Source organism: Shewanella sp. SP1S1-7 (genome assembly GCF_031932105.1).
Lineage (GTDB): Bacteria > Pseudomonadota > Gammaproteobacteria > Enterobacterales > Shewanellaceae > Shewanella > Shewanella baltica.
Genome location: NZ_JAUOEU010000009.1, coordinates 134164 through 149820, shown reverse-complemented (window position 1 = coordinate 149820; position 15657 = coordinate 134164). Strand labels below are relative to the sequence as shown.

The following is a 15657-nucleotide window of genomic DNA, read 5'->3' as shown; positions in this document are numbered from 1 at the left end:
AGAGGGAAGCTAGTGTTGATAGCCGGAAACATGCTGATTTTCTTGTTAATGAATTGGAAAGTGCTAAGAGTGAATTAGGGGCTTTTGAAACTTCGAAAATTAATAAAGATGAAGAAATATTTTCATTAAAGGAATTGCTTGCTCAGCATGAAAATATCAATAAATCTCAAGTAATTGAAATAATTAATTTGAAAAACAAAATTGAAAAAATAAATGTAGATGAAGGTTTGCATTTTACTGCAAAAGGCCTACGTGAGCTTGCTGGGGATCTTATAAGTAGTGAAAGCATGTTTTCTAATTCCGCTTATTTGACTGAAGATGAAAATAGAAAGTTGATAGTTGTAGAACCTGACATTATCAAAAGGCACTTCCCAAGCATTCTGAGCTATCAGGTTTTCAAAATATTAAATAAAACACCAATACAACAGAGTAAACTTGTTGAGTTACAGAGTAAACTTGTTGAGTTATTTCCTAAAAATAAATGTTCATTGGGTGAATTAAGGGTTGCTCTTTCAGAATTGATTAACACTGGTATGGTTGAAAAGACAGAAAAGGGTGTATATTTCTCAACTGAACTAGGAAAGAAAGTTGACTCTGAACTAAGCAAAAAGCAAAGTACCCGTTAACGGATACGCTTTCCTCCCGCTTAAAATCCCCGTATACCGATAAGCGCACTTAGCCAACGCTGTGAAGCGTAGGCACGTTAACCCGCCGTGAGGCAGCGTATCCCAAGGGGAAAACCATGCTTAAAAAATACCTGCCTTTTGTGGCGATTGCTGTCGGCGTTGTCTATGTCGCAAATCGCGTCCTGTCTATTCGCCGTTTAATTGGTTAAGGGTAGAACATGCGTACAACAGTTAAATTCCCATCTTTTCAAACGTTGCAGCAGATTACGCAGAAATTTACCAAGGCGAATTCAGATGCTGACGTGACCTTCGATGACATGGATGTCATCGTAGAGCCGCCATGGATGGCTTCACGGCGAGTCACGGAGGCAGTTGAATTCGGCGTACAAATGACAATGAATAAGCACTTAATTTTGTCTCTTTAACGTGCAGCTAATTCATTGTCTAATAGCAAAACAGCCGCAAAAATCTTTGCGGTTGTTTTGCTATTAGAAACTTTTTATCTGAAAGCCGCTATTTGAAACTCATCATCCCAAACTTGCTATTCAGCAACCATTGCCAATAACGCAGGTAAAAACTCGTTATCTAGTGCGGCGATTTCACTTTGCTCAACAAGCACTTGATTGAGGATGTCATGGTTGGTGAGGGGGTTGGCTAGCACCACGCGAAACACCACGGTTGCTTGCCTAAAATAGCGGGCTGGCTGAATGCGGGTGCGGGAGACGAAGGATTTACCCTGTTCGCGTTGGTGCTTTTGAATAAACTGAGTGAGGCCATCGAGCAGCTCATTAAAGCGGGCGACTCTTATCGTGTCTGCTTGCTCACAGGCCAGCTTCATGGCGGCTTGTACGCAGGCGGGGACATAACGGTAAGTCAGCAGACACAGTTCTGGTTCAGTGACCAGCTCAAAATCCTCATGGGCTTTGATTTGCTCTGCAAAATAGCGCGCTTTCTCAAGGCTGTTGTTGATTAAGATTTCATACCCATCGCGGCCGATGATCTGCAAGCAAGCGTGCACTAACATCGCCATGCCAGGGCGTGAACCTTCGAGCGTTTGGCTGCCTAAGTCCTTTGAACCACGGCGCAAAATATATTCGGCGTGATGGGCAATGGCGTGGGCGAACTCAGGGTCTTTAAATAACACCATGCCCGCGCCCATAGGCACGTACATTTGTTTGTGGGCATCGATGGTGACTGAATCTGCAAGTTCGATACCTGCGAGTAAGTGGCGGTATTTATTGGATAATAAACTTGCTCCGCCCCACGCTGCATCTACATGGAAATGACAATTTAACTCTTTTGCCAGCGCCGCTAATTCTGTCAGTGGGTCAACATTACCGGTTTCTGTGGTGCCAGCCACGCCAACAATCGCCAACACTTTGATATTTTTACTGGCAAGTTCAAGGGCGGCTTGGCGCATTTTCGCGACATCGACCTTGTTATCGCTGCCCGTGGGAATGCTGATGATATTGTCGCGGCCAATGCCAAGCAGATCGACGGCTTTGCCCAGCGAATAGTGACCGCGCTCCGAGACCAAAATCGCTAAATCGTCATAGCCATAGTGGCGCAGTGCCTTGAGTAATCCTTCGCGGCTGACGCCTTTAAACTCGCCATCGGCTTTTAATAATTGGTTACGGGCAATCCACAGGGCGGTGATGTTGGCCACTGTGCCGCCGGAGCAAAATGCGCCGAGGGAATGATTGGCGCTGTGCATCCAGCTTTGATAAAAATCCGTATCTTGGTCGTAAATCAAATGGTGCATCATGCCGAGCACTTGGCGCTCAAGCGGCGTAAAAGCCTTCGAGGTTTCGATTTTGACCAGATTTTGATTGAGTCCCACCATCATTTTCGACAGCGGCAACACAAAGTAGGGCAGTGCCGACGTCATGTGGCCGATAAAACTTGGTGCCGCTGTGTGTACCGAATGCGCCACCAGATTTTGCATAATTTCGTCGGTGTAATCGGAAACAAAACGCGGCTGAGTTGGGATCTCAAAGGCTTGAAAATCAGTTTCAATTTCCGACAAAGGTTTTTCGAGCGCGGCGATACTGTCACCCAAAAAGCCTGCTAAGTCCTCGGAGAGCTTCTGCTCGATAATACTCAGCGTTGATCCTGCATCTTCCGGTGCAGTAAAAATGCGGAGCAGACTTTCTTCGGATGCTGTGGCTTGGCGAGGGAGTTTCTGGGTCATGGGGCTTGCCGTCTATTAATTTTTATAGTGAAACCGCAAATTTGCTCGAAGAGTATAACGGACCAGTGACTCTCAAAATGTTCAATCAGCGGAATACCAAAAAGGGAGCTCACTTTACTGCAAGGCCTTTTAGGCATCAAGCACTAAAATTTGTGTTACCAAAGCGTTGCGGCCTAAATAAGCAAAGGCGCCGTTATGGCGCCTTTATGTTTAACTCGACGAGCCGCTCATTAAGCCTGAGCATGAGTCCTAAAATTCATGTTAGCCCTAAAAATTAGCGCTGGCCTAACATGAGTACCGCGCCGATATTTCGGGCGGTATTACTAAGGTTTAGCTTGGCATTGGCCAGCACATCATCGAGCGGACTTAAGTGCGGGATAATAGGGAAGATAGCCGCCATACCGTGATCCAATATGGCATTGGCGTTGTCACCTAAGCAGCCCGCGATACCGATAGTCGGAATACCCTGCAGTTTGGCTTGCTTTAACACGCCCATCGGGGTTTTTCCAAACACGGTTTGACCGTCGATGCGGCCTTCACCTGTGATTACTAAATCGGCGCCACGGATTTTGTCAGCAAGGCCAACGGTTTTCATTACAATTTCAACTCCAGGTTTAAGCTCGGCACTTAAAAAAGCCATCACGCCAAGGCCCATGCCGCCCGCAGCGCCTGCTCCCGCATGTTCACGGTGATCTGTCATGCCATTGCGGGCAATTACATCGGCATAATGGGATAGCGCCGTATCGAGCTGCTTAACCATCGCAGGCGTTGCGCCTTTTTGCGGACCAAAAATTGCCGAGGCACCACGCTCACCGCACAGTGGATTGTCAACATCGCAGGCGACTTCGAAGTTGCACTCACGTAACAGCGGATGAGCGTTCGAGACATCGATTTGGGCAAGGTTCGCTAGCGCCGCGCCGCCAGAAGGCAAGGTTTTACCTTGGCTATCGAGCAATAAAATGTCCAGCGCTTGGGCCATACCCGCGCCGCCATCGTTGGTGGCACTGCCGCCTAGTCCTAAAATGATGTGCTTTATCCCCCGATTAAGCGCATCACAAATCAGCTCGCCCGTGCCATAACTGGTGGTGATCAGCGGATTACGTTGCTCCCTTGGCACATGGTGCAGACCAGAGGCCGAGGCCATTTCAATCACGGCAATCGCGCCAGTACTCATATCAGCGACTGAGCCACTGTTTAAGCCAGAATTTGAATCACTATTTGAGCCATAGTTTGATCCATTGCCGAGAATGCCTTCACCAAGAATGCCATAGTGCGCTTGCACCCTATGCCCCAGTGGACCCATGACCTCTAGGCTGACAATACTGCCGCCCGTAGCATCGACCATAGATTGCACTGTGCCTTCGCCGCCATCGGCAACGGGAATTTTGACTATGTCGCAGTCGGGGATCACTTGTCTTAAGCCTTGCTCGATGGCGTTGGCCACTTCGAGTGCGCTTAAGCTTTCTTTAAATGAGTCGGGGGCGATAACTATTTTCATTAAAAATCCTACAGCTAAATGGGATAAAACAGGGCTCAATGTTGAACACTAAACCCAATGCCACTTACGTTGGGTACTACAGCTTTCCTGTGCAAACACTGAAGGATATAAACGTATTAATATCCTTCACTGGCACATTGAACTGTTGCAATTATTTGGGCGATAACAAAGATATCTTGAGCGCGGTTTGCGCCCAAGGGACAAGCTTGAATCAAGGTTAAATCACTAATTACTAATCACTATCAGAGCAAGACTAAGCTGAGCACATACACAGTCAACATGGCGGTGATACCTTGAATAAGGGTTGCCATGGTTTGTGCTTTGTAAGCTTGTTTCACACTCATGCGGCTAAATTGGGTGACGACCCAGAAGAAGCTGTCATTGGCGTGGGAAACCGTCATTGCACCGGCACCAATCGCCATAACCGTCAATACGCGGCCCATATCGCTGCCAAGGCCAATATCACCGAGCATAGGCGCAACCAGTGCCGAGGTTGCGACTAATGCTACAGTCGATGAACCCTGCGCGGATTTAAGCGCAGCGGCGACGATGAACGGCATAAAGATACCGATACCGAGTGCCGACAATGATGTGCCTAAAAAGTCACCGATAGGTGTGGCTTTTAAGACAGCACCAAAGGCACCGCCCGCACCTGTGATTAAAATAATCGGCGCGGCTGTGACTAACCCTTGGCTTATGCGCTCGCTAAATTCGCTGATCTTATTCTCACCCTTTAATAACGACAGGGATAAGAATAGGCCAATCATCAGAGCGTTAACGGGCTGACCGAGGAACACTAGTACGTCAAATAACCCTGCTTTACCTAAAGGCGCTGAAGGGAAGTTAGCGATAGAACCTAAACAAATTAATACGATAGGCACAAAAATCGGTGCGAAGGCTTTTAATGGGCTGGGCAGGGTGCCATAGCTTTTTTTCAGGGTTTCATAGTCGCTCGCTTCCGCTTTAAGCTCCTCTGCGCCTTCACCATCTGGCTCAACATCGGCAAAACGGTTCGCCCATAACATGCCTGCTAATGCGGCTACGGCGGCCACAAAAAGACCCACGCCAATCACTAAGCCCAAGTTCGACTCTAAGCCTAAGTTACCCGCGGCGGCGATAGGCCCCGGTGTTGGCGGTACAAAGGTGTGAGTGGCATACAGGCCCGTGGCCAAGGCAACGCTCATGGAGACGCTAGAGACCTTCATACGGTTGGCCATCGATTGTTTTAGCGAGTTTAAGATCACAAAGCCTGAGTCACAAAAGACTGGAATAGACACTAGGTAGCCGATGACCGACATAGTTAATGTCGGGAAGCGTTTACCTAATACCTTGATCACCACATCAGCCATAGTAATGGCGGCGCCGCTTTTTTCTAAAATGATACCTATGATAGTCCCCAAGACGATCACAAGGCCGATATAACCTAAGATACCGCCAAAACCTGTAGTGATGGTTTTAGCGATTTCTCCGCTCGGTAAGCCATAGGCGAAAGCCGCGATAAAGGCGGCCAGAATTAAGGTTAAAAAGGGGTGGAGTTTAAATTTTGAGGTCGCGATAACAATAAATGCAATCACGCCGATAAGAATAAGCACTAAGTTCATATTATGTCCCGTTCAGTTCTTGGCTGAAGTTTTTGAGTAAGTTTTTTGACTTATATTGTAGGGCGCAGTGCTTATTTGGGCCTGAGTCCAAATGAGGGCTGCTTTAAGGTTATCCTATTTTAAGATCATCCTATTATTGTGCAGGCATGCTTGAATAGCTTTGGCTAAATCCACGGAATTACCGCGTTATGTTTCGCCATTTTTGTGCTCACGCACAAAAATGCTTAGGTGAATTCGAATGTAAGAGGAGGCGTTTTGTCGATAAGGGGGGCTTGTCGGTAAGGGTTGGCAAATAGGGCTATTTGCCAACCTTAAATAGGAGGAACTTGGCTTAACTCGTCGTTTTATTGGCGACGAATAAAAGATTCGACATAGGCAGCGGTGCGAGCATTGAGTATCGGATCGGCAGATGCGGCAATGCCCTTAGGTAATAACAGCGGGTTGAAAATGCCTTTATCGCACTGTTGCACTTGGGGATCGCTATCTCGCTCACCGTTAATCACCACTTGGCCAACCAGCAAACGCTGGCGAGTCTCAGGCCAAATCACGGTAGGGTCATTAATCTCATCGCCCGTTTCAGCCAGTTGAATATAGAGGTTCCATTGTGCCGGCTGGGTTTTAATGCGCTCGAGCAATTCTGCCTTTAAAAAATCGTCACCCAGATTAGCAAGTTCGCTGGCTGATAGCGCAGCTGTGCCCGCGACAGGTTCAAAAATCCACTTTCCCGCAACCGTTTCACCTTGCTGAGCACCGCCTTTTTGGGTGCTAAACAGGAAACTATTCACGCCATAGTAGCGGCTGTTGGCAAAACTAGGGCTGGGAGGCTGCTGTTTGACATAGTCGAAAAAGGCTTTAGCGCGGGGTTGATTGTCGATAAGCCACTGTTTACCTTCCGCGCCCTGTTTCACTTTAGTCTGAAAGGTAAAAAAGTCTTCTAGATTACTGGCGAAGAAAACGGGGACGTTAGTGGTAACAAAGTTAAGGTTTTCTTTATCGCCATCTATTTTGAGTGACATAAAGCGCCCAGCGGTTTTATCGGAGATCTGTGGATTTGTGCCACCAAGGGAAAAACGGGCAGTAACTTTAATGGCATCTTGATTAAAAAACGGAATCGCCAGTGTTTGTTGTAATTGCGGATCCGGTTTAAAACTGCCTGAGGTGCAAAATCCTTTCGTGTGATTACGCAGTTTTACCTTTTTACCCGCCTCGCGACTTGCCGCATCGGGCGTGCCATTAACGGCATCAACCAGCTCTGGAATGGTTTTTTCGGCGGCGACTAATGTCGGTGAAGTCAGCGCTAAGCCTGTGATGAGGCAGGCTTTGGCGAGTAAAGTCAGTTTGAATGGGGTCATTGCAATTCCTTTCAATGGTCTAGGTCGAGCGTTCGACATGTCGACGCGAGATTGTTATTAGAAACTATAGGAAAGGGGATACGGTATAAATCTTTCAATCGATCTGTTAATTAATGCCTTACTGACTCAATTGCATAGGAAATAACACCCGTTATCTTGGGGTTGCCGAAGTATCAAGCAGTTGTCCAAGATACAGGCTCAATAATCCATGCAGGGATTGAATATCGGCTTGGGTGATTTGCTGAATTTTATCGAGGCGATATCTAAGTGTGTTGCGGTGTATAAACAGCGCATTCGCACATTGCTGTGCATCACCAAAGTGGGTGATATAGGCGGCTAAGGTTTTGCGTAACTGGCCGTTTTTATCGGCTTTGGCGAGTTGCTGATAGGGTGACGCTAGTGCCTGACCACGCCAGTCATGTTTAAGTCCCGCAAGTAGTACTTGCAGGGAATAATCTTCGAACAGGTATTTATTACCCTCTGCATTGCGCTGTTTACCTAGGGCTAAGGTTTCTTGTGCGGTTTGATAGGAGCGCGCTATACCGCCTTTTTCAGGGAAAAAGTGGCCTAAGGCAATTTTAAAGTTTAAATCCATTTGGGCGGGTAAGCGTTGTAACAGCTTATCGATGCGTTGATTTTCAAGCTCAGGATCCCATTGTTTACCATCTAAAAAAGCGGGTTTAAGGATCACTAATTGCGACATTGAGGTCATGGCAATCAAGTTGCCACGGTCAGGGTATTGCAATAGATGCAGCACTTGTTTGAGGGTTTCACTGACTCTGGGGCTGCGTTCATCGGCGGACTGAGTGGAAGCTTCTGCTAAGTACAAGGCCGATGAGTTGGCGTCGGTCTTTAAATGTTGTTTTTGGGTGTGTTTCTCGCTGATCTCAATAATGGCCGCGACCCGTGGCAGGCTGATATCAATTTCTAACTGTTTTGCCCAGCGGTGCAACTGCTCATCGTCGGTTTCAGCTTTGATCAACTGCAAAATAAACTCTTCGCGCTGGCGATTCTCCCACTGCAATTTATCCTGCAGGTTGGCTTGTTCAACAATCATTTCGGCGGTCATTTTGAGTAATTCACCGTAATGGGTAAGCTCACTTGGATCGCCAGTAATGCCGACAACACCTATGATTTGTCCTTGATAATGCAAGGGTAAATTGATGCCAGGTTTTACGCCATGTAGCCCAGAGGCCACTTCTTGGCTTATCTCCACATTGCGATTTTGGGCAATGGCCAGCAGCGCGCCTTCGTGGGTTGAACCAATACGTTTAGGATCGCCTGAGCCTAAAATTACTCCTTGGCCGTTCATCACATTGATATTGTGGCCAATGATTTTCATTGTGCGACTCACAATCTGTTTAGCGATGGCAGAATCAAGCAGATACATATGAGTGCCTAGTGTGGTTGAAGGTTTAACAGGGATGCAATACGCATTCTTAATCTGGGTAGCATATCGCGTTCAAACTCAGGATGCTGCTTAAGCCAGAGATTATTGCGTGGGCTCGGGTGCGGTAAGACAAAATATTTAGGCCAATATTGCTGCCACTGCGCGCACGCTTGGGTCACTGTGATGGGTCTCAGTTTGGGGATGGTTTTTGCTTTGGTGCTGGACGATACATTCGTGCTGGTTGTTTGGACCTTGCTGAGCGGTGAAGTGAGGTTTATGGCCACGGACGATTCACGCGGTAGATGATAATCGATGGCATATTGGCCGAGGATCACGATTAGCTCAATTTGTGGCATTAACGCAAGTAAGGCTTGATGCCAAGTGGCGGCGCATTCGGGGCGCGGTGGTTTATCACCCTGCTTTTTACCGTTTTTTTCGATACTGCCCGGAAAACAAAATCCCATAGGGACAATGGCAAAAAGGGCAGGGTCGTAAAATTGCTCACGGGTGACATTCAACCAAGTGCGCAGCCGTTCACCGCTGGCATCGTCAAATGGGATCCCTTTATGGTGCGTTTTCACGCCCGGAGCTTGGCCCGCAATCAAAATCCGCGCTTGGCTACTGGCCTGCAATATCGGTTTGGGCGCTAAGGGCAAATCAGCCTGACATAAAGTACAGGCGTTAATTTTTGTCAGCAGCGCTGTCATTGATGCAGAACTGGGCTGCGATACCGTTTCGCTTAGCGGCGATGACGCCGGCGCGTTAGTGCAATGTGTTTTAGTCAAAATTTGTCTTAGTCAGTAGTCAGTGCCCGTGGTTAATGATAAATGTCATCGCTCATTCATGGTCGCTCATTCATTTTCAATCAGGATTGGAACATCATCGCCGTTTGATATAGCCAGTAGCCAAAAAGACCGTAGCCAAACAGCAAGCTTATATAACTTAATAGTTTAGGCACTCTACTTGGGCTTGAAGCCAAACAGATATGGGCCAGCACAAGGGTAAAGAAGGCTAGTGGGGCAATCACATAGCTCAAGGCGAGGATAAATAATGCCCCTAGGCTGATGATCCAATCGGCATTGCGATTGCTGGGTTTATCGATTTGGCACAGTTGTAGTGGCAATAATATCAATCCAATCCCCACACAAATAATGCCTAAGTTCAAGGCGAAATCACTCCAACCTCTGTGATCATAGATGGCTAAGGCGACGGCAATCAGCGGAACGATTAAGGCGCTTAATACATGGCGTTTGGCAAAGGTGGCGCTGCGATATTGACCCGCAAAAAAGAACAAACCCTGCAAAAATAAATTGATTAAGGTAAAGCCGCCGAGGCCGAGAATGATAAACAGGCTGGCGGTGCCGCCCGAGGGGTCGAACGCCAAGGCGGGTAAGGGCAATAGACTCAGCCCCAGTAGGGCGGGAAGCGACGACAAGCACTTAGATTGGCAGAGGGGAGAATAAATACGCATGGGCTCAGAGGATTAACCAAAAGATTGAATTAAGATCCGCTAAAGTGAGCTAAAACTCAAGGAATAAGGTTTTTATGGGCAGACTTTTGCGCCAGAGTCTGATCTTATTCAAGATTTTTACTTTTATCTGGGCTGATGTAATGATTTTACATCTGACTTTGCATGTGACTGCCGCGGTTAAACAAAAGCCCGCAAGATGCGGGCTTTTGGATTGTCTATCGTTGAGGATTAGAGCTTGTAGCTCATGCTTAACATGATCATCTGCGCTGTATAGTCATGGCTATTGCTGCCAAAGCCTACGACGTTCCAAATGCCATCAACGGCGATATCATTGGCAGCGTCATTGTCCTTATAGTTCTCAATTTTATAATCCAAGCGCAGCGCCATTTTCTCGGTGGCTTGATATTGAGCGTATAAGTTAATGTTGTGCACTTTGGCAAAATACTCACCATAGTCGCCTGTGATACCTTGTCTCACTTGGGTGTTACTGTTGGAGTCTGAATAGGTGTAATCCAGTCCCATGCGTAACTTGTTCTCAAGTAAGTTGTTGTAGCTAATGCCTGCGCCGACAACATCGACTTTATCTTCAATGAAGCCCATCCAGGTTGGGGTGCTGTAGTTGCTGCTACCCGCCTGTTCAGATTCAATGATTTGATAGTTATAGAAGGCGGTTGCCAGTAAGTCATCGGTGATCATATAGCTGATGTTGGCATCATAACTGGTGTCTTTTGACTCAGTTAAACCGATGACAGTATCTGTGTAGTCATCGAATGCGTAACGGGCACCGAAATCTAGGGTCAGGCTTTCGATAGGCGAGTGAGTGACTCGTGCTTCCACTTGGGTTCTGTCACGGTTCGCCAGATTGTACTTACGCAACAGGCTGTTGGTTTCAGAGGATGTCCATTCAGAGGCTTGATATTGCGAGCCATCACGTTGACCGTAACTGCCCTTAACCCACATATCCCAAGTTTCGAAGCTGTTGACTCTAAAACGCGCCCAAACCGTGTTCTCATCCGTGGTTTCACGGTCTTGATAATTACGTTCGTCACGTTTGAAGTCATAGCCACCATCGAGTTTCATGCCGCTGGTAATACGATAATCTGCGGCCACTTTGAAGCGTTGGCTGGTGTTATCGTAAGGGGTGTTGTAGGCCACCTTACCGTTGACATTGTTGATGCTGACTTGGGTCCACTCCTCAATCTGCGTATTGTTATCGCGGTCGTTATAGTCGTAGCTACCACTTAAGCGCAGTGAGTTGGTGACTTTGCTGACCACTTTTAAGTTTAAGCCGATAAGATCGACCTTGGCATCTAGGGCTTCAGTTGGCACTTGATAACCATAACCTGAAGTCACTAACGCTTGGTCTTGACTCATTTGTCCTGCAAGCACGCGAGCCGATAACACATTGGTACTGTCGTTGTATTGGCCCATTAACGAGACTGTGTGTGACTGATTGTCTGGATCAAGGGCGATAGAGCCCGTGGTTTGCGCGCCAAAGGTTGGATTAAATGCACTGTCGAAATTTAACTGGTTGTACTCGTTCTTAAAAATCGAGCCATTGTAGTTAAGTGCAGTGAACCAGTTGTCGCCTTTAAGCTTGATACCCGCTTCAATGGAGTCAGTGGTGTAATCAACAGGCTCGGCTAACATCATAGATTGGTTGAAGAATCCACCTGATGCTTTTTTCAAGCCAGTTTTTTCTTCACGCAGGTAGCTCACATGTGTGCTCCACAGCGACTCGCCTTGATAATCAAAACCAAGCCCTGTGCGCTCACGTTTAAGCGACAGTTCTAAGGCGTTCAGGCTGTCCATCAGTAATGGCATTTGGCTGCTTGAACCCGCCGTCACCCAGTTGTCTGGCAGCGTTAAATTATCGCTGCCCACACCCGAGTAGGGCGTTAAGGCACTGTTGCTGTTGTAAGTGGCAATCTGGCGATAGTTCACATTGACATTGTACTGGCCTTGTTTGCCGGCATTCACCTCTAAGCGGCCGCCATCCATGCCCAGTTGATAGGCTTCAATGCTGGCGCGATAGCCTTTCTCACCGCGAAAGGTGACATCAGCATCCAATTTCCCTGCGACTTCGTTTGAAGTCCCAAAGGCATTCGCCGAGCGAATATCCTCTTCGCTGTTATAACCGACACCCACACCCACAGTGCCCGATGTACCCGTTTCAACAACGCAGCCTTTACAGCTCCAAGCGGACATTTTGACTTTTTCTGTATTGGCATTGGCTAAGCCATACCCGTCGGCCGCTATTGCAAAACCTGTGTTTGCTAGTAACGCCAGAGTGATCAAATTGAGTTTAAATTTCATTTTCTCGTCTCCTTAGCGCTGTAATAGCTTGCCAGATGGATGGTTTGAACCATGGACCTGACTGTGGCAATTTAAACAGCTTCTTCCACCCGTAAAGGCATTGTCGCCGACGTTTGAACCTAAACCAGTGTTACCTAAGTAAGCATTGCTGGCGTGGCCATCGCTAGCGTGACATTGCTGACACAGCTGCGGTGCGCGGGTTTTCAACATGGCATCATTCACACTGCCGTGAGGATTGTGGCAAGTCACACAGTTCTCAGTGACGGGTGCATGTTCCCACAGTTTGGGGCCGCGTTTTTCGGCGTGGCAGGAGTAACAGGTTTCGTTAATGCTCGGCTTGTTCAGATCGGAATCTGTCATGCTCCCATGGGGATTATGGCAATCGCTACAGGTCATTTGAGCCCATTTTAATGGGTGGCTTGAGCGTTTGTTCATGTCTGCTTTTTGCTTAGTGTGGCAGCTAGTACAGACTTCCATTTCGGTGTTTTTTGATAACACAGGATCTTTTGCCACATGTACTTGGTGGCAAGAGGCACAAGCGACATCGGCATTGTCATGGTGACTGCCGTTCCAAGACACACGTTTATCATCTTGGTGACAGCTCATACAGACACTGTTTTGTTTTTCAGCACTTAAGGTCGATTGCTTACCGAAAGTGATCATCGGCTCATTGCCGCCTTTATTGTGTTGACCTAAAGGACCATGACAGGCTTCACATTGCAGGCCAGCCATTGGGCTTTTTGATGAATCAATGGCGCCGTGGACACCTTTGAACAGGTCCATCACTTTTTCAGATTTTTTATGGCACATCAAACAAGAATCGGCGCCTTTAGGGGAGTAGTTGCCTTCGGCAAACTTCTTATCTAAGGTGGCTTCGACTTGCTCTGGCGTCATTTTCGCATCCCACTTCGACGCATAAGCGTTTGGTGCGATGCATAAAGACATGACTGCTGACATTGCCATGGTGATGACAAGTGCCGGCAGTAGGTTTTTCATTTTTAAGCTGTTCTTCATAATAGGCTTCCCAATTTGTCCCAAAAAAATTCAAGAAAGGGGGAGCGAGCTCCCCCTGCTTGGGCAAATTACATTTTCACCTGAGTGTGATCTGTTGGTGTGGGTTTGTGACAGTAGAAACAGGTTTCTGACTGCGCCGCTTGGTTAGCTTGAACATAATCACCATTCACAATTGCGCCCATATTTTCTAAGCCGTGGCCAATAGATTCTGGCGCGTGGCATGAAGTACAAGTTGCCGTGATTGGCGTGGTGTATTTACCTGCAGAAGTGGCCAGTGCACCCTTCACTTTGAACGCGTCTAGATTGAAGTCGTTGTGGCACTGAGTACATTCTTTGATAACGCCTTGCTCACCGTGAACTACGTGCAGTTTCATTTCGAAACCACCTTTGTTTGCACCAGATGCATACGTACCATCAGGGGTATGACAAGCCACACAAGCATCAACACCGACGATAGCTTTACCGTTCGCATCTTTAGCATGTGAAACTTGTTCAGACATTACAAAGCCTGCATGGTGTCCTTTGTGGATTTCGAAGGTATCGCTGTGACAGCCTTGGCAGGTACTGAAGTTAACAGAGTTAACATGGCGCATGCTTGGGGCGTTGCCTGATTTTGTGCCAAAGGCGAGCTCAGCTTTCATACTGGTTGTCACGCTATCAGCGGTACATGCGGTTAAGCTAGTACCAGTGCTACACATTTCCAGACCGATAAAGGTAAAGGCCGTATCTGTATCGCCAGCACCGAAAGGCAGGGCAGGTGTAGTGAAAACCAGTTTGCCGTCAACTAAGGTCACGCCATCTTGCAGTGCGCCATCTTTGACTAAGTCTTTAGCAATTTTCGCAGCACCACTACCAGGGCTCTTGTTGTAACCCATAATTGGGAAGTTAGGGCCAACGTTAGTGACAGTTTCTAAACGTTTAATCTTGTCTTGAACCGTTGCCGCATCAATCGCGTTACCGTCTTTGTCAAAGACAGACACAGTTAATACCGCAGTATTGTCTTCTTGACCCGCAAGCGTTGCAGACATACCTAACTGAGCGATAACGGCTTTCTTGTCAGCAGTCTTGCCTGTGTGTAGCTCAGCAGTCCAGTCGCTGTTATGACAAGCGATACAGTTAGAGTTATCTAGCTGTTGTGAATGGCCTTTACCTGCGGCGAAGTCCACTGTGCTATGACAGCTTCCACAGGTAGCGGCAGTTGGAATACGTGACCAATTACCCCAATCTGGCGCGGCATCGTTTGCAGCATGACAGCTTTGGCAGCTTTCCAATGAACCTAAGGTCAGGTCTTTGTGTTTAGCGTGAACGAGAACATTGAACTCTTTACCTACGCCAACTTTGCCTGCTGTGTGGCAAGTTGCACAGTAGTTAACATCTGAGTACGCGCCGCCGTGTTTCACATTGGTTAAATCTTGGTGACAGGTATTACAGCTTTCAGTGGCAACAATTTTGCGGCTGTATGTCGGTGCTGCACCGGTATCGGCCGTAAAGTCGACAAAGGCGTTACTGTTAGGGACTTGAGTACCATCGGGTAACGGCGTGTTATAAGCGCGGATTAACACCCTTTGAGCTAACTGATCGTTGTAGGTGATTTTAGCGTTAGCGGTCAGGTTCATGTTGAAGGTATAGCTGTAGTGACCGTTTTTCTGGTCAACAAAGGTCCCTGGGCATGTTGCTGCCACATCACAGGTTTCATCACCAAAGTATTGCCATTGTGAGGCATTACCGGCACCTGTAGCACCTTGTGGGATCAACTGTGCTGCGGCGAAGCGCATTTTTTGGAGACCAACGACGGGTAAATCATCTTCGTTAGTCACGGTAAACTCAACACTCGGTACACCGTTAGTGACGACAGATTTATCAAACGTGAAATTAAGGGTTTGAATCGCTGGAGCAGGTTCGCCACCAGGTTCACCGGGATTACCATCATTACCATCGCTGCCACCACAGCCAGTTAAGGCCATAGTGACTGCACTTGCTGCTAACAGCAGTGCGATTTTAGTTGTTTGTGCGTTCATCATTTTTTTCCCTGCATAGGTTTGGCATTGCTTAAACGCTGTGTTCTAGAGCCAACAGATTCTATGTCTGTGTTTTTGGTCACTAGAAGCGACTTAAGTGGATGCTGGAAATAGAATTCCCCAAGGAAAGGCTAACCTAACATGACCTTAAAATCTCCAAGGCCTTTGCTAATGTGTGAC

12 protein-coding genes are annotated in these 15657 nt (G+C 47.4%); 2 read left to right on the top strand and 10 right to left on the bottom strand.

Annotated features, from left to right (window positions below; translation table 11 throughout):
• Both Q4Q49_RS09870 and Q4Q49_RS09865 read left to right on the top strand, forming a co-directional pair.
• The coding region (locus Q4Q49_RS09870) for a hypothetical protein (RefSeq protein WP_311999242.1) at positions 1 to 626 on the top strand (626 nt) is incomplete at its 5' end.
• Between the two features lie 218 nt (positions 627 to 844).
• Complete coding sequence (locus Q4Q49_RS09865; protein WP_311999241.1) at positions 845 to 1051, top strand: hypothetical protein; 207 nt, start codon at positions 845 to 847, stop codon at positions 1049 to 1051.
• Positions 1052 to 1167: 116 nt separating this feature from the next.
• On the opposite strand, the gene panP is transcribed toward Q4Q49_RS09865, so the two are convergent.
• The 10 genes from panP to Q4Q49_RS09815 form a co-directional block, all read right to left on the bottom strand.
• Entirely contained in the window at positions 1168 to 2817 is a 1650-nt protein-coding gene (gene panP / locus Q4Q49_RS09860) for a pyridoxal-dependent aspartate 1-decarboxylase PanP (protein ID WP_311999240.1), read from the bottom strand.
• Between the two features lie 274 nt (positions 2818 to 3091).
• Positions 3092 to 4315 carry a glycerate kinase gene (locus tag Q4Q49_RS09855; protein WP_311999239.1) on the bottom strand — a complete coding sequence of 408 codons (1224 nt, stop codon included), beginning with the start codon at positions 4313 to 4315 and terminating at the stop codon, positions 3092 to 3094.
• 242 nt (positions 4316 to 4557) lie between these two features.
• Entirely contained in the window at positions 4558 to 5916 is a 1359-nt protein-coding gene (locus Q4Q49_RS09850) for a GntP family permease (RefSeq protein WP_012588046.1), read from the bottom strand.
• Between the two features lie 344 nt (positions 5917 to 6260).
• Positions 6261 to 7268 carry a catalase family peroxidase gene (locus Q4Q49_RS09845; protein WP_311999238.1) on the bottom strand — a complete coding sequence of 336 codons (1008 nt, stop codon included), beginning with the start codon at positions 7266 to 7268 and terminating at the stop codon, positions 6261 to 6263.
• A 151-nt stretch (positions 7269 to 7419) separates the two neighbouring features.
• Entirely contained in the window at positions 7420 to 8658 is a 1239-nt protein-coding gene (locus Q4Q49_RS09840) for a sugar diacid recognition domain-containing protein (RefSeq protein WP_311999237.1), read from the bottom strand.
• A gap of 8 nt (positions 8659 to 8666) precedes the next feature.
• The gene (locus Q4Q49_RS09835; RefSeq protein WP_311999243.1) at positions 8667 to 9365 is read right to left on the bottom strand and encodes a uracil-DNA glycosylase family protein; all 699 of its coding nucleotides are present in this window, start codon (positions 9363 to 9365) and stop codon (positions 8667 to 8669) included.
• 158 nt (positions 9366 to 9523) lie between these two features.
• A complete protein-coding gene (locus Q4Q49_RS09830; RefSeq protein ID WP_311999236.1) occupies positions 9524 to 10129 on the bottom strand; it encodes a hypothetical protein in 606 nt (201 codons plus the stop codon).
• A 228-nt stretch (positions 10130 to 10357) separates the two neighbouring features.
• Entirely contained in the window at positions 10358 to 12445 is a 2088-nt protein-coding gene (locus Q4Q49_RS09825; protein ID WP_311999235.1) for an MtrB/PioB family decaheme-associated outer membrane protein, read from the bottom strand.
• Positions 12446 to 12457: 12 nt separating this feature from the next.
• Positions 12458 to 13459 (bottom strand): decaheme c-type cytochrome MtrA, encoded by a 1002-nt coding sequence (mtrA, locus tag Q4Q49_RS09820; protein WP_006081107.1) that lies wholly within the window; start codon positions 13457 to 13459, stop codon positions 12458 to 12460.
• A 68-nt stretch (positions 13460 to 13527) separates the two neighbouring features.
• Positions 13528 to 15480: an OmcA/MtrC family decaheme c-type cytochrome gene (locus Q4Q49_RS09815; protein ID WP_311999234.1), complete on the bottom strand. Its 1953-nt coding sequence runs from the start codon at positions 15478 to 15480 to the stop codon at positions 13528 to 13530.
• Positions 15481 to 15657: the final 177 nt, after the last annotated feature.